Origin of the sequence: Enterococcus sp. C63, from assembly GCF_040887215.1 — a bacterium.
Taxonomy (GTDB): Bacteria; Bacillota; Bacilli; order Lactobacillales; family Enterococcaceae; genus Enterococcus_B; species Enterococcus_B hirae.
Genome location: NZ_JBFOFI010000009.1, coordinates 21,627 through 44,979, shown reverse-complemented (window position 1 = coordinate 44,979; position 23,353 = coordinate 21,627). Strand labels below are relative to the sequence as shown.

Here is a 23,353-nt window from a genome sequence, read left to right as displayed (position 1 = left end):
TTTCACTCTTTCACAATTTTTTAGTATTTTTCATTCCCATGTTCCACGTGAAACACAAAGAATAATTGATTACCTTGAAACTTTCTCTTTTCCCCTATATAATTCTAGGAGGCTCGTTAAATATTATAAAGATAAAGTGAGGAAAAAAATTGATTACTGTAAATGATGTAAGTTTGCACTTTTCAGACCGCAAACTATTTGATGATGTTAATATTAAATTTACTCCAGGAAATTGCTATGGCTTAATAGGTGCAAATGGTGCAGGTAAATCAACGTTCCTTAAAGTATTATCAGGAGACTTACAACCTTCTACGGGGACTGTTTCCATGGGACCAGATGAGCGAATGGCTGTATTGAAACAAAACCATTATGACTATGAAGAATATACAGTTTTAGAAACAGTTATTATGGGACATAAACGTTTATACGAAGTTATGAAAGAAAAAGACGCTATCTATATGAAGGAAGATTTCACTGATGAAGATGGTATCCGAGCAGCTGAATTAGAAGGCGAGTTTGCTGAATTAAATGGTTGGGAAGCTGAACCTGAAGCTGCTGTTTTACTACAAGGACTGAATATTCCAGAAGAATTGCACCATCAATTGATGAGTGAACTTACTGGTGGTCAAAAAGTCAAAGTACTTTTAGCTCAAACATTGTTTGGTAAACCGGATGTGTTACTCCTTGATGAGCCTACGAATGGATTAGATATCCAATCCATCAACTGGTTAGAAGAATTTTTAATTGAATTTGAAAATACGGTTATCGTTGTTTCTCATGACCGTCATTTCTTAAATAAAGTATGTACCCATATGGCAGATTTAGATTTTGGAAAAATCAAATTATACGTTGGTAACTATGATTTTTGGTTAGAATCAAGTCAACTTGCTGCAAAATTACAAGCAAATGCCAATGCCAAAAAAGAGGAACAAATCAAAGAACTACAAGAATTTATTGCTCGTTTTAGTGCGAATGCTTCAAAATCTAAACAGGCAACTTCTCGTAAGAAAATGTTAGAAAAAATTACTCTTGACGATATTCAACCTTCTTCACGTCGTTATCCATTCGTTGGATTTAAACCAGAACGTGAAATTGGTAATGATCTCTTACAGGTCGAAAATGTGAGTGTAACGATCGACGGTAAGAAAATATTAAATGATATATCATTTAACTTAAGTAAAGAAGATAAAGTTGCGTTCGTTGCTGAAAATGATATTACAACAACCACTTTATTTAAAGTAATCATGGGTGAGATCACTCCTGATACTGGAACTGTAAGATGGGGCGTAACAACGAGCAATTCTTATCTACCAAAAGATACAACGAAAGAATTTGATAATGAATTGACGATCTTAGATTGGTTACGTCAATACGCAAGTAAAGAAGAAGACGATAATACGTTCTTACGAAGCTTTTTAGGACGCATGCTGTTTTCTGGAGAAGAAGTATTAAAACCTGTCAATGTCCTTTCTGGTGGTGAAAAAGTGCGTTGCATGCTTTCTAAAATGATGCTTTCTAAAGCAAATGTCTTAGTTTTAGACGATCCTACGAATCATTTAGATCTAGAGTCGATTACAGCACTAAACGATGGCTTGATGGCCTTTACTGGCTCTATCCTTTTTGCTTCACATGACCATCAATTTATCCAAACATTGGCTAATCGTATCATTGCCGTTTCTGATAAAGGTGTTATCGATCGAGCAGATACAACCTATGATGAATTTTTAGAAAATAAAGATATCCAAAAACAATTGGATGAGCTTTGGAAATAAGACAACATCATTGTAGACTTAAGAAAATAGCCTATCGGGGGCATCTCATCAGTCGGTGAGATGTCCTTTTCTTCTACGATAAACACTGTCTTTCACAACTACCAAGACACCTTCGATCCATTTACTTTCTATATTCATCATTTTCTCTTATTTCGCTTAATCAACCGCTTTATTTTTTCTGATGTGTAAGCTATAATAGAAAATGAAAAAGGGATTGCGCAAACAATCCCTTCATCAGTAACTCGTGCCGTTAAAAAGACGGTAGCCTTTTTAGAATGGTGACCATCTAAAACTTCTGCTAAAAGTGATTTAGATGGTTATTTTTTTTGGTCTTTTTTGTCAATTAACAACAACACAAATGTCGCAAATGCGAGCATGAGTTGTATTGCTTCATATACTGACAACTTTATTCCTTTCCAGGGACAAAGCTTTTAACCATAAGCATCACCCCTTATCTAAGAGATTAGCTACCATCTTTTACACTCCACGAATTACTGGTTTTATTGTAGCAAATTTAGGAAGTACTTACTATCCTCATTAACTTTAATTTTAAATAATAATGTTATTTTTTACCTGACATGTATTTGATTCGTGTGCCTTCATTTTTTTAAAACTATTTTTTAATCAACCGCTTTACTTTTTTCCAATTGATAAGCTATAATGGATAGTGAAAAAGGGATTGCGCAAACAACCCCTTCATCAGTAATTCGCGCCGTTAAAAAGACGGTAGCTTTTTTAGAGTATTGACCATCTAAAAACTCGGCTAAAAGTGATTTAGATGGTTATTTTTTTTTGGTCTTTTTTGTCAATTAACAACAGCACAAATGTCGCAAATGCGAGCATGAGTTGTATTGCTTCATATACTGACAACTTTATTCCTTTCCAGGGACAAAGCTTTTAACCATAAGCATCACCCCTTATCTAAGAGATTAGCTACCATCTTTTACACTCCACGAATTACTGGTTTTATTGTAGCAAATTTAGTACAAACTTACTATCCTCATTAACTTTATTTTTAAATAATAATGTTATTTTTTACCTGACATGTATTTGATTCGTGTGCCTTCATTTTTTTAATCAACCGCTTTACTTTTTTCCAATTGATAAGCTATAATGGATAGTGAAAAAGGGATTGCTCTAACAACCCCTTCATCAGTAATTCGCGCCGTTAAAAAGACGGTAGCTTTGTTTTTAATGTGATAACCATCTAAAAACTCTGCTAAAAGTGATTTAGATGGTTATTTTTTTTGGTCTTTTTTGTCAATTAACAACAGCACAAATGTCGCAAATGCGAGCATGAGTTGTATTGCTTCATATACTGACAACTTTATTCCTTTCCAGGGACAAAGCTTTTAACCATAAGCATCACCCCTTGTTCAAGAGATTAGCTACCATCTTTTACACTCCACGAATTACTGGCTTTATTATAGCAAATTTAGGAAGTACTTACTATCGACAAAAGATTTAACTTAATATAAATCAGTTATTTTATATTCTAAAAAAGAACCACTCGAAGAATATTCTTTTTCTTCTGAATGGTTCTTTTTTTGGTGCGTTTCTTCTACAACGACTACTCATTTTCTATCGAGTGATTCCCATTGAGAATATGGCAATACATCCATATCCTGTATGGCTTGCGATGGTAGGGCCAAGTGGATATAACTTAACTTCTTTCATCTTAATATTCTCTTCAAGTAATTGTTTTGTTTTTTCAGCACTTTCTAAATCGCCAGCATAAGCAATATAAACAGTTTGTTCTAATGGAGCGACAATGGTTTTAACAGTTTCTTCAACAATTTTTTGTATCGATTTATTTCGTCCTCGTACTTTGCTGATATTCGTCAAACGTCCTTCCTGATCGACTGTGATAATTGGCTTCACGTTTAGAATACTACCTAGTGTAGCACTAGTTTTAGAGATACGCCCCCCACGTTCAAGGTGTTTGAGATCATCAACGGTTACCCAAGAATGTACTTTTAAGTAATTGTTTTCTAACCATTCTAAGTTCTCTTCTAATGTTTTCCCCTCGTTTTTCAATCGAACAGCTTCCAATACTAATAACCCTTCCCCAACGCTTGCGGCTTTTGTATCAAAGACCTTTACTTGTGGATCTGGATATTCTTCTTTTAATAATTCTACTGCTTGTAACGCACTACTATAGGATCCACTTAAAGCACTGGAAAAAGCAACATAAAGGATAGGAATATTTTGTTCAACATAAGGACGGAAAAATTCTAAGTATTGACCCACATTGATTTGTGAGGTCGTTGGGGTAGCCCCATTTCTTAATTGTTCCATATAATGATCATAATTAAACGTTTTTCCCAGATCATCTACTAATTCTTCTTCATCTAACTGGATCTTCATTGATAAATAATCAACCTTGGCTGCTTGTAGCACTTGATAAGGCAGATCACAACATGAATCGGTTACGATTTGATACACACCCTTCAACTCCTTCAACTTTTCATTTTACCCTTAACTCCTATTATAGCAAATCTCTTGCATGGCAAATAACGTTAACTATGTTTGTAAAAAGGAAAACCATTGTCTTCGTAAAATTTTAATGGATGATTAAAAAGAAGAACAACGCTCACCTCTAAACCAACTTTGATTACTTATTGGAAAAAAACGCCAAAATCTACAAAAATGTTAAAAACAAATTTCGCAGTTTCGACGTTTTCTTTCTTTACCGCATGAGCATTCTTACCTATACTTCTGCTATTTCGTTCATTCTTAAGGAACAAGAATGTCCTGTCTCAACGAACTTAGCTGAATGGCTTAAATTTGTGCCCAGACGCTTTCTAAGATATTTGTTTGTGTTCTATCAGGTCCAACAGAAAATGTTGAAATACGCACACCTACGAGTTCAGAAATACGTCTGACATAGTTACGTGCATTTTCTGGTAATTCAGCAAGTGTTTTGCATGCTGTAATATCTTCAGACCAACCTGGAAGTTCTTCATAAACAGGTTTACAACGTTTCAATTCTTTCAAACTTGCTGGATAATGATAAATCAATTCTCCATCGAGCTCATAAGCTGTACAAATTTTTACTGTATCAAGTCCACTTAAGACATCAATTGAATTAAGGGATAGATTAGTAATTCCTGAAACACGTTTTGAGTGACGCATCACTACTGAATCAAACCATCCCACACGTCGTGGACGACCTGTAGTCGTTCCGTATTCGCGACCAACTTCACGAATTTGTTGTCCCGTTTCATCAAACAATTCAGTTGGGAATGGACCATCTCCTACACGAGAAGTATAAGCTTTACATACACCAACAACTTTATTGATTTTAGATGGACCTACGCCACTACCGATCGTTACGCCACCTGCGACTGGGTTTGAAGAAGTAACAAATGGATAGGTTCCTTGGTCGATATCCAGCATAACCCCTTGTGCGCCTTCAAATAATACTCGTTTTCCTGCATCTAGGGCATCATTTAAAATGACAGATGTATCGGTAACATACTGTTTGATTTGTTGACCATATTCATAATATTCTTCAAATATCGAGTCAAAATCAATTGGCTCAGAATCAAACATTTTTACAAATTGACGGTTTTTATCTTCTAAGTTTAAACGTAAGCGTTCTTCAAAAATTTCTTTGTCTAGTAAGTCAGCGATACGGATCCCTACACGAGCTGCTTTGTCCATGTATGCTGGTCCGATCCCTTTGATTGTTGTACCGATTTTATTTTCACCTTTTGCATCTTCTTGTAATTGATCCAACTTGATGTGATAAGGCAAAATAACATGTGCTCGGTCAGAAATACGTAAGTTATCAGTAGTTACACCTTTTTCATGTAAATAAGCTAACTCTTTGACTAATGATTTAGGATTGACTACCACACCATTCCCGATCACACTGATTTTATCTTTATAAAAAATCCCCGAAGGAATCAAATGCAGTTTATAAGTAACACCGTTGAATTTGATCGTGTGTCCTGCATTATCGCCACCTTGGTACCGTGCGATCACTTCAGCATTTTCACTAAGAAAGTCAGTAATTTTTCCTTTCCCTTCGTCGCCCCATTGTGTACCTACCACTACTACAGATGACATTTGAACACCTCGTTTTATTTTATTTAATCCTGAATTATTGTAACAATAACTCATTACTTATTCAACTAAAATCGAATGATTCTTTTATTTATTTTATAAAAACGCTTGAAAAACGAACGATGATAAATTTTAAATAGAAACTAGTGTAAATAAAACTATTCAGAGAAGAAAGTTCCTTTAGTACAAAGCAAATAAGATAGTTTTTTAGGGTTTATTACTCGTTGCCACTGACAGAATCGTAATCTAAACATCTTTGCTTATTAGAAATAATGATTACTAGGGTAGACTGCTTCCTAATTTACTATACTATTATTTCCCAAATGTGATTCTGCTGCGTTTTCTTTTGATAAAGAACAGTTGGAATGATCGATAGCTAAAAAAGCACCTCCAAATTAACGAGATAATTTGGAGGTGCTTTTTTATAGTCAATTTATAATCAATATTCTTCTCTCGGGGATAACGACGAAAATTTGTTGTATTCTTTGATAAACAGTAATTCTACTGTACCACGGGCACCACTACGGTTTTTTTCGATGATGACTTCAATGACATTGTCGTTTTTTGGTTCGTTATCCTCATTGTCTTCGCCACCTTCTCTTTCATAGTAATCATCTCGATATAAGAAGGCTACGATATCAGCATCTTGCTCAATGGAACCCGATTCACGGATATCACTTAATACAGGACGTTTATCTTGACGTTGTTCTACTCCACGGGAAAGCTGGGACAACGCAATAACGGGTACTTTTAATTCTTTGGCTAGCTTTTTTAATTGACGTGAAATATCAGATACTTCTTGTTGACGATTTTCTCTCCCATTTCCTTCAATCAATTGCAAGTAGTCAATCAAGATCAATCCAAGATTTCCTTTTTCCTGCGCTAATTTTCTGCATTTGGCACGAATCTCAGAAATTTTTATTCCTGGAGTATCATCAATAAAGATATTTGCCCGTGACAAACTACCCATTGCAACGATCAAATTGGACCACTCTTCTTCAGAAAGTTGACCGGTACGCAAATGGCTTGCTTCGATCGACCCTTCCGCACAAAGCATCCGATTAACAAGTGACTCAGCCCCCATTTCCAAACTAAAAATAGCAACTGAACGATCGGTTTTTGTCCCGACATTTTGAGCTATATTTAATGCGAAAGCTGTTTTCCCTACCGCAGGCCGAGCTGCTAGGATGATCAATTCCTCAGGTTGAAAACCTGCTGTCATTTTATCAAGTCCTTGGTATCCAGTCGGTAATCCTGTGATTTCTTCATTATTTTGGGCCAGCTGGTCAATATTTTCAATGGTTGAGTTCAAGACTTCTGCAATAGATAGAAAGCCACTGCGGTTTCTTTTTTCGGATACTTCTAAAATACTGCGCTCGGCATCATCCAGAATCGACTGGACTTCTTCCCCTTGTTCAAACCCTTTTGTCACGATCCCAGTAGCTGTTTGGATCAGTGTGCGAAGCAATGATTTTTCTTCAACGATTTTCGCATAGTAGACGATATTTGCTGCAGTAGGTACTGCTAACGCTAAATCTGAAAGGTAGCTTAACCCACCAGCATCTTCTAATAAGTTCGCTTGCTCCAACCGATCTTTTACAGTCACTACATCTATTGCTTCATTACGGTCATTTAATTCGATCATTGTTTCAAAAATGATTTGATGTCCCCGACGATAAAAGTCTTTCGGTTCTATGTACTCCATGGCATCAATGATCGTTTCAGCATCTAAAAAAACCGATCCTAAAACCGCTTGTTCAGCTTCAATATTTTGCGGTGGAATTCGATCCTGCCACACTTCATTCATACATATCGCTCCTTGTCTTCAATTGCTTTATTTTACAAGAAAATCGTAAAAAAGTCACTTTAAAAAAGTGAGTGTAATGGTTGCTTATCTTTCGAAATCAATAAAAGAGACAGTCAATACCAAGAATAAGTACAAAAAATACATATGTAGATTCATCAAAATCTTAAACTAGCAAAAACTTTGAGAACGAAGATCCCTTGATAAAATGAAACAACTATAAAAAGTATATCAGTCAAGTGATCCTTTACGCTAGTACCAAACTAGCTATATGTTCAATAGGTTTTGTCATAATCGAAAATGAAAAAAAGGAAACTTTTTTTATTTTTTCCTATTTTTTCATTTTTGACAAAAAATAGATCACTTATGATTATTTAATACTATATACTATTGATTGTGCTAGAATTCATTACAGAAAACGTTTTCTAGTCCGCACAAAAAATTTTAGGAGGAAATGTGTTACGAAAAAAATGAAACTCGTTGCTATTTTATTGTCTTGTCTGTCTTTATTTGGATCTGTAGTACCAGGAGTAACACAAATCGTTGATGCAGCTGAGAAAACCGCTAGTGTACCAGCTGAAAACCATTTTTAACTAGATCAAGTCACGATTGTCGAATCCTATGAATTATACAAAACTTTTGTGAAAGAAGTGAATCGTCCAGAGATCAAACAACAGTTACTGAATCAGCCAGACTCAGCAGAAACAAAAGTTTTGATCCAGTCTCTTATCTTAAAATATGATGGCGCTGAAGTCCACTATGCTTATGGTGACAATACGTTCGCACGAGGACTTTACGATACTACCGGGTGGTCAGAAAAATTTGTTAATGGTGATATCAACGATTATGCCACTAGTAAGACAGGATTAGCTAATTTAAGAGACTATTTAGGTTTTTGTTCTGTTGGTTTAGCAGTAAATGGTGCGGGTTATGGTGCTGTAATTGGTGGTGTGATTGGAGCTGTAGTTGGGACAATTATTGGTGCTGCAGTATTAGCCAAACGTTGCGATCAAGGTCAAAGTGATGTAAAAACAATGATTAGTAAAAATAGATCAAATGGAGGAGTGCGGATGACTTTAACAGCAGAATTTCCGATTTGCAGTTTAACGTCACAAACGCAGTGTAGTATATGAGACTGGGAACTTTATTAATTTATTCAACAATCCTTGTGATGATATTACTATTTTTGAAATATCGCAAGAAAAAATAATCTAAGCTTAAAGAGTCTAGGGCATGAACAAAAAAATCTGGTTAATGTCCCACTTTTTTGATCTAGGGTATTAAAAAGCACATAATCTTGTAAGAATAAAGTAGCTAAAATCAATCGAAAAGAAAGTATGCTTTCTATACCATCCTATCAAATATCTTTACCATTAAATGAAAAAATTAGCCGGATTTTGACATGATTCATCAAAATCCGGCTGATTTTCTTTTTGAAAAGAACTCTCAGTCTCTGCGATCATTTCTCAACAAGTCCTATTACAAAACCTCAAGAGACTGCTAACAGAAATGATTGATGAGGTAGCTATTCTGCTACCACATGCACTTTGATCGTTGCAGTCACTTCATGATGCAATTTGACTGGTACGTTCGTGTAACCTAACGTACGGATTGGATTATTCAATTCGATTTTTCGTTTATCTAGTTTTACTTTGTATTGCTTGTTCAATCCTTCAGCAATTTGTTTTGAAGGGATTGAACCGAATAAACGTCCATCTTCACCAGCTTTGGCTTTCAGTTCGACAACCGTTTCTTCTTTTTCTAAAAATCCTTTTAGTTCTTTTGCTTCTTCTAAAATTTCAGCTTCTTGTTTTTCTTGTGCCTTTTTTTGTCCAGCTAATTGGCTAATACTACTTTTATTTGCTTCTTTTGCCAGATTATTTTTTAATAGGAAATTTTGTGCGTAACCATTCGGTACTTCTTTAACATCACCTTTTTTTCCTTTACCTTTTACATCTTGTAAGAAAATGACTTTCATATCCATTACTCCTTATCATATAATTGATTCCTATTTTCTTTGATTGCAGCAAGTAAACGCTGTTTGGTTTCTTCTACTGTGACACCTTCCAATTGGGTCGCTGCATTGGTGAAATGACCTCCGCCGCCAAGAGACTCCATGATCACTTGAACATTGATCGTGCCCGAACTACGAGCACTGATCCCGACTAGCCCGTCCGTTCGTTTCGTGATGACAAAAGCCCCATTGATATTGATCATTGATAAGAGGGTGTCTGCCGTTTTCGCAGCGATCACACTATTATATTCCTTTTCATCTGTCCCAGCTGCTACGACAATATCTGAAGTTACATATTCGCTCTGTGCAATCAAATGGCTGATTTCCAAATAGGTTGCTAAATCTGAACTCAATAAATATTGTACTAGGGAAGCATCCGCACTACAAGACCTTAAATAACTTGCTACATCAAAAGTTCGTGCTGTTGTGCGTACATTAAAACTGTTCGTATCAACAGTCATGCCTGCCAATAACAACGTCGCTTCAAAACGATCTAAGCGATTCGTGCGATTGCTTTGATACTGAATTAGTTCTGTTACTAACTCTGAAGCAGAAGAAGCAGAAGATTCGATATACGTCAACAGCGGCTTACTTGGGAACTCCTCCCCACGTCGATGATGATCAATAATAACGATCTTATCAAATTGCTCATATAGGCTCTGAGAGATCGATAGCGAGGGTTTGTGGTAATCTACCATAACTAGCAGGTCTTCTTCTTTTTTAAGCTCCATCGCTTTTTTGGGCGAAATCAGCTGTGCTTCTAGTTCAGGGTGTTTATGAATTTCCTCTAAACATCGTTCTACGTCTGGAATAATCTCGTTTTCATCAAGTACGATATACGCTTTTTTTTGATTGAAACGAGCTAAGCAACTTACCCCAAATGCTGAACCAATGGCATCCATATCGGGGAATTTATGCCCCATGATAAATACATCGCCAGTTTCAGTAAAAATCTTACGAAGTGCAGTACTCATCGCTCGTGAACGTACACGGGTTCGTTTGACTGACTTAGCTGATTTTCCTCCATAGTAAACAGGTTTTGCTCCCTCACGTAGTTCTTTCACGACAACTTGGTCGCCACCTCGAACTAGAGCAATGTCCAAATTATTTTGGGCTTCTCCCCCAATTTCATCTAACGAATCTTGCCCGTAAGCAATCCCCATACTTAGAGTAATTGGCAAATTTTGTCGCTCTGCTTCTGCACGTAAACGATCCAACAGATCAAATTTTTTGTCCATCATTTTTTTCAAATCAATCATTTGTGCGACAAAGAAAAAGCGTTCTGCAGTAATCCGCTTAAAAAAGACATGGTATTCGTTCATCCAATCAGACACCATTGTAGTCACAAACGAATTGAGATAAGAGATTTCTTTGTCATCTAACTTATCGATAGCATCTGCATAATTATCAATTGATAAGATACCAATCACTGGCTGACTGTTGGTTTGGTGGAGCTTCAACAATTGATTTTGGGTGATATCGTTGAAATAAACGACTCCTTTTACTGTATCCATTTCAAATTGAAAGGTTCGATCTGCTAAATATACTTGTTTTTTCTTTTTCTCTTTTGCCGAAAAAAAAGCATCTAATAGTTCTTCTTCTGTTAAGCTGCTTTGATCTTTGATTTTTAAGGCGAGTGGGTTCAACCATTCAATTTTTTGGCTTGTTGGTTGGTACGCAATCACTCCTACTGGCATCACTTCGGAGACATAAGCAAGATTGTTCTCAGCCACCGTTGAGGCTTGTTGGATTTTTTCACGATTTTTTATCATTAGCCATCGTTTTAATTTCAACCAATAACGTAAGCCAAAAAGGTTCATCAAAAGCACAACCAAAGCGCTAACAAAACGAAATGGCATAAATAATACAACCAGTACTTCAAGCAATAAAAATAAAAAAATGAAGAGAGGTCTAGGGGTTAAGTTTTCTTTTTCTTTTTCCATCTTCTTCCTCCCATAGTTGATTAGTTTAATTTTACCATAACTTCCCGTATTCAAGCGACTAAACAAATGCTTGATTATTTAACTGAAAATACTTTTCACTGTATAAAAAAAAATGGTAGAATAACTTGTTTTCAACCTTGAAATGACAGTTATCATCTAACCTCAAACCGAAATAAAGCAAATTATTACTACTTTGAATGTTCAAATGAGCAATTTATAAAAGGCAAAGGAGCATTATATGAATAAAATGAACAAATTAAGCTTCCATCATATCGGTAAACCAATCGATCTGGAAGAAATCAAAGATCATCCAGAAACAAAGTATAGTCCTTTATTCGATATGTACTCACTGGATGTGAAAAATTCTTTATCTATGCCAATCGAACTCCATGCCTTTGGTCCCGATTGTCGTCTTGATCCAATCATTCAAAAAGAAGCTCATGTTGCTTTTACAGTCGATAACATTGAGCTAGCATTGAAAGGACAAGAAATCATCATGCCTCTTTATCAACCTTTCGCTGGCTACCGTTGTGCAATGATCTTAGTCAATCAGCAACCGATCGAGTTGATTGAGAGCAGCTTGTCGGAAAGTCAGATTTGGGGAGATGGAATTTTTAAAGATAGTATTCTTTATCCCCAATCCTAAACGAAAATCGTGGATGCTTTTCTCTATGATTCTTCTAAGTATAGATGACATTCTTTTTTTTGAGGATAATAAAACATCTAAACAATCATTCTCAAAAAGTAAAAAACGAGGGAACGGTAGTAAAACCATTTCCTCGTTTCATTATTTCAATTAATCTTCACTTACGAAAGGTAGTAAGCCCATGATACGTGCGCGTTTGATAGCAACAGTAATTTTACGTTGGTTTTTAGCGCCTGTACCTGTTACACGACGTGGCAAGATTTTTCCACGTTCTGAGATAAATCTTTTTAGTAATTCAATATCTTTATAATCGATATATTCAATATGGTTAGCAGCAATATAGTCTACTTTACGACGTTTACGTCCGCCTCTTCTTTGTTGTGCCATTCTATTTCCCTCCTATCAAATTCGTTTAGAATGGTAAATCATCGTCTGAAATGTCGATCGTTGAACTTGAACCAAATGGATCAGAATTGTCACGATCAAAATCAGGCATACCGTTGGATGATTGAGATGTTTGATTATAGTTATTACTTCCGCCAAAATCATTTGTCGATTGACCAGAGCTTTGGTAACCGCCAGTTTGTTGACGATTTTCAGATGCAGCACGACTTTCCAATAATTGGAAGTTTTCAGCAACTACTTCTGTTACGTATACACGTTGTCCTTGCTGATTATCATAAGAACGAGTTTGGATACGTCCAGTAACTCCTAAAAGAGTCCCCTTACGAGCATAGTTTGCTAATGTCTCTGCTGATTTACGCCAAATCACACAATTAATAAAGTCAGCCTCACGATTGCCGTTTTGGCTAGTAAAATTACGATTAACAGCTAAAGTAAACGTTGCTACTGCAGTGCCACTTGATGTATATCGTAAATCCGGATCTTTAGTTAGACGTCCAACTAGTACAACATTATTAATCAAAAGATTCATCTCCTCTCATCGTTGTTCTATTGTTCCACATGAAACAATAAATTATGCTTCTTCTTTCACGATCATGTGACGAATGATATCGTCGTTGATTTTAGCAAGACGGTCAAATTCATTGACAGCAGTTGCTGATGATGGAGAAGACACTTTAACGATGTGATAGATACCTTCACGGTAACCGTTCATTTCATACGCTAAACGGCGTTTTTCCCAATCTTTAGATTCGATAACTTCAGCTCCGTTATCTTTCAAGATTGCATCGAAACGTTCGATTAAAGCAGTTTTTGCTTCTTCATCAATGTTTGGACGAATAATGTACATGATTTCATATTTCGTATTTTCCATTGATTTTCACCTCCCTATGGACTTTCGGCTCTTAGATTCCCAAGAGCAAGGAGAGTTTTCTAATAAATTAGACTACTCACAATCTTTAATTATACACGTATAGAGTGAAAAAAGCAATAAGCTGAAGGGAAAATAGTGTAGAAAGAAGTTTTTAATAAAATGCTTTACTAAATAACTGCCGAAAGTTCTCTTTTTGAATCTCTTGAAAAACACGATCTCCTACAATAACAAAGTATAAAAACTACAAGAGCTATTCGTAGGTGGATTCTTTTTTATGTTGCAAAAGAATCCATAAACATAAAACAATAATAAGCCACAACCTCCGACAATCATTGTGTATCGGAGGTTGTGGCTTATTTTTACAAGCTTCCCATCGCTGGGATAAGCCGTGTTTTTTGACTATTCTTCTGTTTTATCTATTGTGGTATCTTCCACGGTCTCTGTTGGTGTCTCAGTTTCTTCTGTGCTTTCTGGCTCGACGGCCGCCATTGTCACAACCTTCGTATCAGCTTCCATTTTGATCAAACGTACGCCTAGTGTAGCACGTCCAGTTTGAGAAACAGTTGAGACATTGAAACGAATAATAACGCCTTTATCTGTGATCAGCATGATATCTTCTGTTCCAACAATCGTGGCTAGTCCAGCTAATGGACCATTTTTTTCAGTGATATTGGCTGTTTTGATCCCTTTACCGCCGCGACCTTTCACTGGATACTCTTTCACTTTCGTTCGTTTACCATAGCCTTTTTCAGTAATGATCAAGACTTCATGATTTTCATTCATCAAGGCAGCACCAATCACATAATCGTCTTCTCTTAAACGAATACCTCGAACTCCTGACGCTGTCCGTCCCATGTCCCGAACAGCTCCTTCCGCAAACGTTACCGAATAACCATCATGTGTACCAATGATAATGTTTGATTGACCATCTGTTAACAACACGTTGACTAATTCATCGTCTTCTTTTAAGCCAATCGCAATCAATCCATTACTGCGGATATTCGCAAAAGCAGTTACGGTGGTCCGTTTCACCGTTCCTTGACGAGTAGTGAAGAAGAGGTAATGTCCTTCTTGAGCTTCACCGGTGACTGCAATAATTGCTTGAATTTTTTCACTTGAATCGATCCCTAACAAGTTAATGATCGGGATTCCTTTCGCAGTTCGACCATATTCTGGAATTTCATATCCTTTGGCACGATAGACTTTCCCGTTATTGGTAAAGAACAGCAAGGTGTCATGTGTCGAACAAGAGACAAGGTTTTTGACGAAGTCATCGTTATGCACGCCCATTCCTTGTACACCACGTCCACCACGACGTTGTGCTCTAAATTCATTGTTCGCTAAACGTTTGATATACCCATTGTTCGTGAGTGTAATAACGATTTCTTCTTCTTCGATCAAGTCTTCATCTTCAAGACTTAAAACTTCACCCACTAGTAATTCTGTACGACGTTTGTCACCAAAACGTTGGTTTAATTCTGCTAACTCTGTTTTGATGATTTCGGTCACACGTTCTGGACGAGCAAGAATATCCGTTAAATCTTCGATCAATCGTAATAATTCTTGGTATTCATTTTCGATTTTCTCACGTTCTAAACCAGTTAGACGACGTAAACGCATATCTAAGATCGCTTGTGCTTGTCGATCAGATAATTCAAAACGATCAATCATCGTTGTTTTTGCTTCATCGTCAGATTTAGACCCACGGATAATTGCAATGATTTCATCAATATGGTCCAATGCGATCCGTAAACCTTCTAAAATGTGAGCTCGTGCTTCTGCCTTTTCTTTTTCAAAAATCGTTCGGCGAGTGATCACTTCACGCTGATGCTCTACATAGTTTTCAAGTATTTGTTTAAGACTCAGTACTTTAGGAACGCCTTTTTCAATGGCCAGCATATTGAAACCAAATGAATTTTGTAATGAAGTCAACTTATACAGGTTATTTAAAATAACCGAAGCACTTGCATCACGGCGGATATCGATAACGATCCGCATTCCTTCACGGGAAGACTCATCACGCAAATCCGTAATTCCTTCAATCCGTTTATCGCGGTGTAATTCAGAGATTCGTTCGATCAATTTTGCTTTATTGACCATATAAGGAAGTTCCGTTACGATAATTCGTTCTTTGCCATTAGGCATCTCCGTGATTTCTACTTTTGCTCGAACAGTTATTGAGCCTTTCCCCGTTTCGTAAGCACGGCGAATACCTGATTTACCCATTACGAGACCACCGGTTGGAAAATCGGGACCAGGTAAAACTTCCATCAATTCATTGGTTGTTACTTCTGGATTTTCCATCAATAGATCGATCGCTGCTACTACCTCAGATAAATTATGAGGGGGGATATTCGTCGCCATACCAACTGCGATCCCTGTTGTTCCGTTAACTAGCAGATTAGGAAAGCGTGCTGGAAGTACGACTGGTTCCCTTTCTGTATCGTCATAGTTACTTTGGAAATCTACAGTATTTTTATTGATATCTCGTAGCATCTCCGTGGCAATTTTACTCATACGTGCTTCGGTGTACCGCATCGCAGCTGCTCCATCACCATCGACAGAACCAAAGTTACCATGTCCATCCACTAGCATGTACCGATAACTAAATGGTTGTGCCATCCGTACCATGGATTCATAAATAGCACTGTCTCCATGGGGGTGATACTTACCCATAACATCCCCAACGATTCTGGCAGATTTTTTATGGGCTTTATCTGGGGTCACACCCAATTCGTTCATCCCGTATAAAATACGGCGATGAACAGGTTTTAACCCATCTCGAACATCCGGTAGTGCACGAGCAACAATAACACTCATCGCATAATCGATGAAGGAGTCTTTCATTTCGCTAGTTAGATTGACATCATGGATGTTCTCTCTGATTTCTTCACTCATCTTTTTTCCTCCTTCATGACTAAATATCTAAGTTTTTCACATAATGGGCATTTTCTTCAATGAATGCACGACGAGGTTCCACTCGATCACCCATTAACATTTCAAAAATTTGATCAGCTGCGATAGCATCATCCACACTAACACGAGCCATCATACGATTGCTAGGGTCCATCGTTGTTTCCCATAGTTGATGGTCATCCATTTCACCTAACCCTTTGTATCGTTGAACACTTGGTTTTGGTGTAGCTGGTAGAGAAGCAACTACTTGTTTCAAATCTTCTTCAGCGTTTTTACCGGGTTGTACATACGTGATTTTTTTCCCTTGTTTTACCCCGTATAGCGGCGGTTGTGCAATATAAACATATCCCGCTTCAACAATTGGGCGCATATAACGATAAAACAAGGTTAAGAGCAATGTTCGAATATGGGCACCATCGACATCGGCATCCGTCATAATCACTAATTTGTGGTAACGAGCTTTGGAAACATCGAAGTCTTCACCGAATCCTGTTCCCATAGCGGTAAATAAAGAGCGGATTTCTTCATTGGCTAGAATTTTATCCATACTTGCTTTTTCAACATTTAAGATTTTCCCACGAATCGGTAAAATTGCTTGAAATTCACGATTTCGCCCTTGTTTTGCTGAACCGCCGGCAGAATCTCCTTCGACGATGAACAATTCGCATTTTTCTGGATCATTACTTGAGCAATCCGCCAGTTTACCAGGCAAATTACTGATTTCTAATGCGCCTTTTCTTCTGGTTACTTCACGGGCACGTTTCGCTGCTAGACGTGCTTTAGAAGCCAACAATCCTTTTTCAATGATTTGTCGTCCAACACTTGGATTTTCTAACAAGAATTTCATGAAATGCTCGCTAAACAGACGATCTGTTACTGTCCGAACTTCAGAATTACCTAATTTTGTTTTGGTTTGCCCTTCAAATTGTGGATCTGGGTGTTTGATCGAAATTACTGCGGTCAGTCCTTCCCGCACATCTTCACCAGTTAAGTTATCATCATTTTCTTTCATCAATTTTTGTTTACGTGCATAGTCATTGATCACACGTGTCAACGCTGTCTTGAAGCCAGATTCATGCGTACCACCTTCATAAGTATGGATATTATTTGCAAAACTCATGATGTTGGAGTGGTAACCATCGGTATATTGCATGGAAACTTCTACCGTGATGTCTTGTTGTTCTCCTTCTAAATAAACTGGCTCTGGAAAAATGACCGTTTTATTTGCATTCAAATATTCCACATAGCTCTTGATCCCACCGTCATAATGGTACTCTTTTACTACTGGAGATTCTTCTCTCTTATCTTCAATCGAGATCTTCATTCCCCGGTTCAAGAATGCTAATTCGCGGATACGGGTCGCTAGCTTATTAAAATCAAAAACTGTTGTTTCCGTAAAGATTTCTGGATCTGGTATAAAATGAACAGTTGTCCCGTTTCGATCGGTTTGTTCAATAATCTTCAGATCATTGACAACAGCACCACGACGATATTCCTGATAGTACACATTTCCATCTTTGTAGACTTTTACATCAAGCTGAGTGGAGAGCGCATTTACAACCGAAGAACCTACCCCGTGAAGACCACCAGATACTTTATAACCGCCTCCGCCGAATTTCCCACCAGCATGGAGTACCGTAAACACCGTTTCTACCGCTGGACGACCAGTTTTGGCTTGGATATCAACGGGGATACCTCGGCCATCATCGATGACAGTAATACTGTTATCTTTTTCAATTATTACTTGGATTTTCGTCGCAAATCCTGCTAGGACTTCATCGATAGAGTTATCAACGATTTCCCATACTAAGTGATGTAATCCTTCCGAACTTGTGGAGCCGATATACATACCAGGACGTTTTCGAACGGCTTCAAGTCCTTCAAGAACTTGGATCTGACTGGCATCATATTCTTTTGCACGTTCTACTAAACTTTTTTCATCTGTCATTTAGCCTTCTTCTCCTTTTATTTCCCCTTGCTGAACATAAAAAATCTCTGGTTCAACAGTCATTTTGTTTTTTACATGATCAAGTGTCGTTGTTGTTAAGAAAGTCTGTACCTTTCCTTCAATCGTTTCTAGTAAATGTAGTTGGCGATTATCATCTAGCTCACTCATTACATCATCAAGTAAAAGAATTGGATACTCCCCAGTTTCTTCTTTGATCAAATCAATTTCAGCCAACTTGACACTTAAAGCAGTGGTCCGCTGCTGTCCTTGAGAACCATACGTTTGCACGTTTTTTTGATTGACGAAAAAAGAAAGATCATCACGATGTGGTCCAATTGTCGTTGTTCCGCGAAACATATCTTTCTTTTTGTTTTGATTCAACAATTCTAAAAATTGTGTTTGGATCTCTTCTTGTGTTTGTGTACTTAAAGAAGAAAACGAGGTGACATATTCAATCTCTAATTGCTCTTTTTGATGGGTGATTTGTTGGTGCAATGTATTTGCCCAAAATTCCAGTCGTCGAACAAACTGTGCACGTGCTTTCAATACTTTACTTCCAAATTCAGCTAACTGTTCAGATAAAATATCTAAATAAAGTAAATCTGTTTGTTTTTTTTCATTCAGTTGTTTCAAATATTGATTTCTTTGTTTTAGGATACCTTGATATTGAACCAAATCGTAAAGATAGATCGGATTGATCTGTCCTAACTCCATATCAAGAAATTTTCGCCTGATCTGCGGACTACCCTTTACTAATGAAAGGTCTTCAGGTGCAAATAAAATGACATTTAATTGACCAACATAGCTACTTAATTTTTTTTGTTCGATATGATTGATCTTTGTTTTGCGTCCCTTTTTTGAAAGAAGGATCTCCAAAGGAATCTTAGAGGTTCCTTTTGTCACTTCGCCCTGGATCAGTGCTTGCTCGCCTTGCCATCCGATCAATTCTTGCTCACTGCTGGTACGGTGACTTCTCGTCATAGCCAAAACATAAATACTTTCCAAAAGATTCGTCTTACCTTGGGCATTTTCTCCTAAAAAAATGACAAGGTTTTTAGTAAACGTAATCTTTAATTCCTGATAGTTTCGATAATTTTTTAGATACAGCTTATTCAGCCTCATTATCGTTTATTCCTTTTTTTACCATAAAAAAAGTTCCCACTTCTGGAACTTCAACCATCATGCCGGGATAAAGTTTTCGTCCACGACGATTCTCTGGTTCGCCGTCTACCAAGACAGTGTTTTCAGCTAAATACCATTTTGCTTGTCCACCACTGCTAATTACTGTGACTTCTTTTAGCATTTGACCCAACGTCATAAATTCTGTTTTTAGAATGACTTGTTGTTTCAATGTTCATCCCTCATTTTCATTAATAAATGTATACTCTATTATACCTTTTTTTAGGCAATAAAACAAATTTATCCATATATTTTTCCATATAAGACGATTTAAGCGAAAAAAGGTGTTTTAAACAAAAATAAACAAAAAGCCTTAAAAGTGATTTTATGGCTTTTTGTTTATTTTTTGTTTTTTTCATTACTTTTTCAAAATGATATACAGATTAGTTCGTACGTACTGGTGTGATTAACTGGATAAATTGAACACCATCTTCTGTTGGTTCTAATGTAAACGGACGAATAGAAGAAATAAATTTCACTTTGATACTCATATCACCAAACGCACGTAACGCAGCTTTCATGTAATCAGGGTTAAAGGAAATATCCAAAGGATCCCCACTACTTGCCACATAATTCAGACTTTCTTCTACTTTTCCGATTTCAGGTGAGTTTCCATATAGAATCACCGCATCTGATTGGATAGATAAACGAACGATATTATTACGTCCTTCATGAGAAAGTAATGAGGCACGTTCAATCGCTGAAAGGAAACTTGGAACAGAAAATTCTACTTCTGTGTTGAAGCTTGAAGGAATCAACCGATTCGTGTCGGGGTAGTTTCCTTCCAACAGACGGGAATAAAAATACATGTTTTCTGTTTTAAAGAGTACTTGGTTTTCCATGATACTGATCTCAACGATTTCTTCTTCATTTGTCAATGAACGAGATAATTCAGTCAGACTTTTACCAGGAATCACGATATCAAAATGATCAGCTGCTTGTTCAACTGGAATCACTCGTTGGCTTAGACGGTGGGAATCAGTTGCGACAGCTAAAAGAGAATTTCCTTCTAAAATAAAATGGACCCCTGTTAGAATTGGACGACTTTCATGTTGTGAGACAGCGAATACTGTTTCATTGATCAATTTCGTTAAGACATGTACCGGTAATTTCATTTGATTATGGCTTTCAACGACAGGTAAATGAGGGTAATTGTCTGCATCTAACCCATTTACTAAGAAGTTGGCTTTTCCTGAAGTAATGGCTACTTGTTTATTCTCTAAGACTTCAAGAGTAAAGGTGTCTTCTGGTAAGCGACGGATAATTTCACTAAAGAAACGAGCTTGTAACACAATTGCTCCAGTTGATTCAATTTGCATTTGGGCTTTTTCATTTTCAACAGATAAAAAAGTTTCAATAGAAATATCTGCATTACTCCCAGTTAGCGTTAATCCTTCTTGAGTCAAAGTAATTTTGACTCCAGTCAAGATTGGAATAGTGGTTTTACTTGAAATAGCACGTTGAACAGTTTGCAATTCTTGCATAAAACTTGCTCGATTTAAAGTTACTTTCATGTTGTGTCTCCTTTAAGCGTTTATTTATTATTAGTTAATATATAAATAATAAAAGTATTAGGTACTGTTGATTCTGTGGAAAACTAAAAAAATGCAAGAAATAAAAGAAAAAACAGCTGTGGAAAATCTGTGTATAACTTTTAGGCTTTTTTTGATTTTATCCACAAAGCGTTTTTTCGTTTTTCAAAGTTAATTTAATAAGAAATTTTTGATTTCGGATACTTCATTTTGCATGCTGACACTTGATTCCATTAATTGCTGGATTTTTTCGTGAGCATGAATCACTGTTGTATGGTCTTTCCCACCAAATTCAGCACCAATTTTTGGTAAAGAACTATCCGTTAGCTCTCTTGCTAAGTACATAGCGATTTGTCTCGGTACAACGATTGATTTGACACGTTTTTTTCCTTTTAGGTCTTTTAACTGAATATGATAATATTTCGCGACTTCTTCTTGGATCTGTAAGATAGATAATTGCGGATGACCTTTACCAGATTTTAGTGTTTTCAGTGCATCTGCAGCTAAACTAGTTGAGATATCTTCACTATTCATCGCAGCAAATGCTTGAACGCGAACGAGTGCTCCTTCTAATTCACGGATGTTTGAATCAATTTGTCCGGCAATGTAACTCAAGGTATCATCGGGTATTTCCAAACGTTCGGCTGCTGCTTTTTTACGTAAAATCGCAGTTCTCGTTTCTAAATCGGGTGGTGTGATATCAACTGACAATCCCCACGCAAAACGTGAAACCAAACGTTCTTGTAATTTTGGAATCTCATTTGGTAAACGATCACTCGTCAATACAATTTGTTTTCCTTCATTGTAGAGTGCATTGAAAGTATGGAAAAATTCTTCCTGTGTTGCTTCTTTTTCAGCAAAGAATTGAATATCATCGACCAACAAAAGATCGACGTTTCGGTATTCTTGGCGAAATTCCTCTGCAGTTTTGTTTTGGATCGAGTTAATAAAGTCATTGGCAAATGTTTCACTACTAACGTATTTGACCTTTGCATCAGGCTCGCTTAACAACATTTGATGTCCGATAGCATGCATCAAATGGGTTTTACCGAGGCCGACACCACCATAAAAGAACAAAGGATTATAAATGGAACCAGGGTCTTCTGCAACAACTAAAGCTGCCGCATGAGCCATTTGGTTTCCTTTACCGATAACGAAGGTATCAAATGTATATTTCGGGTTCAACATCGCCTTCTTTATTGGATTTGCAACAGGTATTTTAGGACTTTTGATTTCTTCGACGACTTCTTGCTCCACCTCTTCACCAGTTACAAACCTTGGAATGATCTCTTTTCCAGTTAGCATGTAACCAACTTCAACAATTTTGGTTGTTAGATTCTTTTCCCAATATTCTTTATGAATTTTACTTGGTACTTCGACGACTAATTGACTCTGATCCAATGAACGTGGATGAGCGGTTTCGATCCAAGTATTATAGCTCGCAGGTGAGAGATCCTTTTGATAAGTTGTTTTTAATTCGTTCCATAAAGCATCGAGGGATACCATATAAGGCTTCCTCCTTCATTAAAAAGTGAATAACTAGTACTAATTTATCATTTTTTCATATAGTTTTCCACAGAAAGAGCAGAAAAAATTTTTTATTTGAGATTATCCACAAAATTAAGAGAGAAAAAAACAAAAAAAATCACAACGAGGAAAAATACTTATCCACATCACTAATCAACAGGTGGATAAGTGTGTTTTAAAGACAGAAATCCCAGGTAGGTTGTGGATAAAAAATCTTTGTTTATCAAGGAGTTAAGCATTAAATTCACAGATAAATGACTGTTTGTGGATTACTTTTTTTACAGGTGTTTATTCTGTGTAAAAAACCCTAAAAAATAATTGTGGATAAATTTTGTGTATAACTTTTTCCACAAACGAATCACACGAAAAAAACTAAACTGTGGAAAAATAGAATGCATAAATCCAGAAGTTTCCTTTCATTTTATATTGACAAATTACCTTGATTGTCGTTATACTATCAAAGTATGTCTGTGTTTTAACAGTAGATAAGAAATTTTGGAGGTGGAATACATGAAAAGAACATACCAACCAAATAAACGTAAACGTCAAAAAGTTCACGGATTCCGTAAACGTATGAGTACTAAAAATGGCCGTCGTGTTTTAGCAAGCCGTCGCCGTAAAGGAAGAAAAGTTCTTTCAGCTTAAGCCACTGGGGTTTCAGTGGTTTTTTTTATGCCCTTTTTTAGGGAAAAGCTGAAAGAATAAAGAGAAATATGTTATGATTA

22 protein-coding genes are annotated in these 23,353 nt (G+C 36.7%); 5 read left to right on the top strand and 17 right to left on the bottom strand.

Going from position 1 to position 23,353, the window contains the following annotated elements; translation table 11 throughout:
* Positions 1-149 precede the first annotated feature (149 nt).
* A complete protein-coding gene (locus tag AB3H90_RS12545) occupies positions 150-1,772 on the top strand; it encodes an ABC-F family ATP-binding cassette domain-containing protein (protein WP_010720489.1) in 1,623 nt (540 codons plus the stop codon).
* Positions 1,773-2,089: 317 nt separating this feature from the next.
* Here the strand turns inward: AB3H90_RS12545 and AB3H90_RS12540 are convergent, their stop codons facing one another.
* From AB3H90_RS12540 to dnaB, 6 genes are all read right to left on the bottom strand, one after another.
* Complete coding sequence (locus AB3H90_RS12540) at positions 2,090-2,176, bottom strand: putative holin-like toxin (protein WP_223603319.1); 87 nt, start codon at positions 2,174-2,176, stop codon at positions 2,090-2,092.
* A gap of 370 nt (positions 2,177-2,546) precedes the next feature.
* Complete coding sequence (locus tag AB3H90_RS12535) at positions 2,547-2,642, bottom strand: putative holin-like toxin (protein ID WP_368016812.1); 96 nt, start codon at positions 2,640-2,642, stop codon at positions 2,547-2,549.
* Between the two features lie 368 nt (positions 2,643-3,010).
* Positions 3,011-3,097 carry a putative holin-like toxin gene (locus AB3H90_RS12530; protein WP_223603319.1) on the bottom strand — a complete coding sequence of 29 codons (87 nt, stop codon included), beginning with the start codon at positions 3,095-3,097 and terminating at the stop codon, positions 3,011-3,013.
* A gap of 256 nt (positions 3,098-3,353) precedes the next feature.
* On the bottom strand, positions 3,354-4,217 hold the full coding sequence (locus AB3H90_RS12525; protein WP_010736781.1) for a DegV family protein: 864 nt from the start codon (positions 4,215-4,217) through the stop codon (positions 3,354-3,356).
* 336 nt (positions 4,218-4,553) lie between these two features.
* Entirely contained in the window at positions 4,554-5,846 is a 1,293-nt protein-coding gene (locus AB3H90_RS12520) for an adenylosuccinate synthase (protein ID WP_010720491.1), read from the bottom strand.
* Positions 5,847-6,282: 436 nt separating this feature from the next.
* A complete protein-coding gene (gene dnaB / locus AB3H90_RS12515; protein WP_010720492.1) occupies positions 6,283-7,650 on the bottom strand; it encodes a replicative DNA helicase in 1,368 nt (455 codons plus the stop codon).
* A 467-nt stretch (positions 7,651-8,117) separates the two neighbouring features.
* Here dnaB and AB3H90_RS12510 point away from each other — a divergent pair, with 467 nt between their 5' ends.
* On the top strand, positions 8,118-8,240 hold the full coding sequence (locus AB3H90_RS12510) for a hypothetical protein (protein ID WP_014834375.1): 123 nt from the start codon (positions 8,118-8,120) through the stop codon (positions 8,238-8,240).
* Between the two features lie 48 nt (positions 8,241-8,288).
* Positions 8,289-8,780 (top strand): glycine zipper family protein, encoded by a 492-nt coding sequence (locus tag AB3H90_RS12505; RefSeq protein WP_368016811.1) that lies wholly within the window; start codon positions 8,289-8,291, stop codon positions 8,778-8,780.
* 392 nt (positions 8,781-9,172) lie between these two features.
* Here AB3H90_RS12505 and rplI read toward each other — a convergent pair whose 3' ends face one another.
* Positions 9,173-9,625, bottom strand: coding sequence for a 50S ribosomal protein L9 (gene rplI, locus AB3H90_RS12500; protein WP_010720494.1), 453 nt, complete (start codon positions 9,623-9,625; stop codon positions 9,173-9,175).
* A 5-nt stretch (positions 9,626-9,630) separates the two neighbouring features.
* Positions 9,631-11,604 carry a DHH family phosphoesterase gene (locus tag AB3H90_RS12495; RefSeq protein WP_034697669.1) on the bottom strand — a complete coding sequence of 658 codons (1,974 nt, stop codon included), beginning with the start codon at positions 11,602-11,604 and terminating at the stop codon, positions 9,631-9,633.
* A gap of 238 nt (positions 11,605-11,842) precedes the next feature.
* On the opposite strand from AB3H90_RS12495, the gene AB3H90_RS12490 reads away from it, so the two are divergent.
* Positions 11,843-12,250, top strand: coding sequence for a hypothetical protein (locus AB3H90_RS12490; RefSeq protein ID WP_010736777.1), 408 nt, complete (start codon positions 11,843-11,845; stop codon positions 12,248-12,250).
* A 150-nt stretch (positions 12,251-12,400) separates the two neighbouring features.
* Here AB3H90_RS12490 and rpsR read toward each other — a convergent pair whose 3' ends face one another.
* The 9 genes from rpsR to dnaA form a co-directional block, all read right to left on the bottom strand.
* Entirely contained in the window at positions 12,401-12,637 is a 237-nt protein-coding gene (rpsR, locus tag AB3H90_RS12485; protein ID WP_002288370.1) for a 30S ribosomal protein S18, read from the bottom strand.
* 25 nt (positions 12,638-12,662) lie between these two features.
* Positions 12,663-13,175: a single-stranded DNA-binding protein gene (ssb, locus tag AB3H90_RS12480; protein WP_010720497.1), complete on the bottom strand. Its 513-nt coding sequence runs from the start codon at positions 13,173-13,175 to the stop codon at positions 12,663-12,665.
* Positions 13,176-13,226: 51 nt separating this feature from the next.
* Positions 13,227-13,526 carry a 30S ribosomal protein S6 gene (rpsF, locus tag AB3H90_RS12475; protein ID WP_010720498.1) on the bottom strand — a complete coding sequence of 100 codons (300 nt, stop codon included), beginning with the start codon at positions 13,524-13,526 and terminating at the stop codon, positions 13,227-13,229.
* Between the two features lie 399 nt (positions 13,527-13,925).
* Entirely contained in the window at positions 13,926-16,424 is a 2,499-nt protein-coding gene (gene gyrA, locus AB3H90_RS12470) for a DNA gyrase subunit A (RefSeq protein ID WP_010720499.1), read from the bottom strand.
* Between the two features lie 19 nt (positions 16,425-16,443).
* Positions 16,444-18,390 (bottom strand): DNA topoisomerase (ATP-hydrolyzing) subunit B, encoded by a 1,947-nt coding sequence (gene gyrB, locus AB3H90_RS12465; RefSeq protein ID WP_368016810.1) that lies wholly within the window; start codon positions 18,388-18,390, stop codon positions 16,444-16,446.
* Entirely contained in the window at positions 18,391-19,512 is a 1,122-nt protein-coding gene (gene recF / locus AB3H90_RS12460; protein ID WP_034697664.1) for a DNA replication/repair protein RecF, read from the bottom strand.
* Entirely contained in the window at positions 19,499-19,741 is a 243-nt protein-coding gene (gene yaaA / locus AB3H90_RS12455) for a S4 domain-containing protein YaaA (RefSeq protein ID WP_010720502.1), read from the bottom strand. Before yaaA ends, recF begins: the two co-directional genes overlap by 14 nt.
* 211 nt (positions 19,742-19,952) lie before the next feature.
* Positions 19,953-21,083 carry a DNA polymerase III subunit beta gene (gene dnaN / locus AB3H90_RS12450; RefSeq protein ID WP_368016809.1) on the bottom strand — a complete coding sequence of 377 codons (1,131 nt, stop codon included), beginning with the start codon at positions 21,081-21,083 and terminating at the stop codon, positions 19,953-19,955.
* Positions 21,084-21,272: 189 nt separating this feature from the next.
* A complete protein-coding gene (gene dnaA / locus AB3H90_RS12445) occupies positions 21,273-22,607 on the bottom strand; it encodes a chromosomal replication initiator protein DnaA (protein ID WP_010720504.1) in 1,335 nt (444 codons plus the stop codon).
* A gap of 531 nt (positions 22,608-23,138) precedes the next feature.
* Between dnaA and rpmH the strand changes: the two genes are divergently transcribed.
* Entirely contained in the window at positions 23,139-23,273 is a 135-nt protein-coding gene (gene rpmH / locus AB3H90_RS12440) for a 50S ribosomal protein L34 (RefSeq protein WP_002293121.1), read from the top strand.
* Positions 23,274-23,353: the final 80 nt, after the last annotated feature.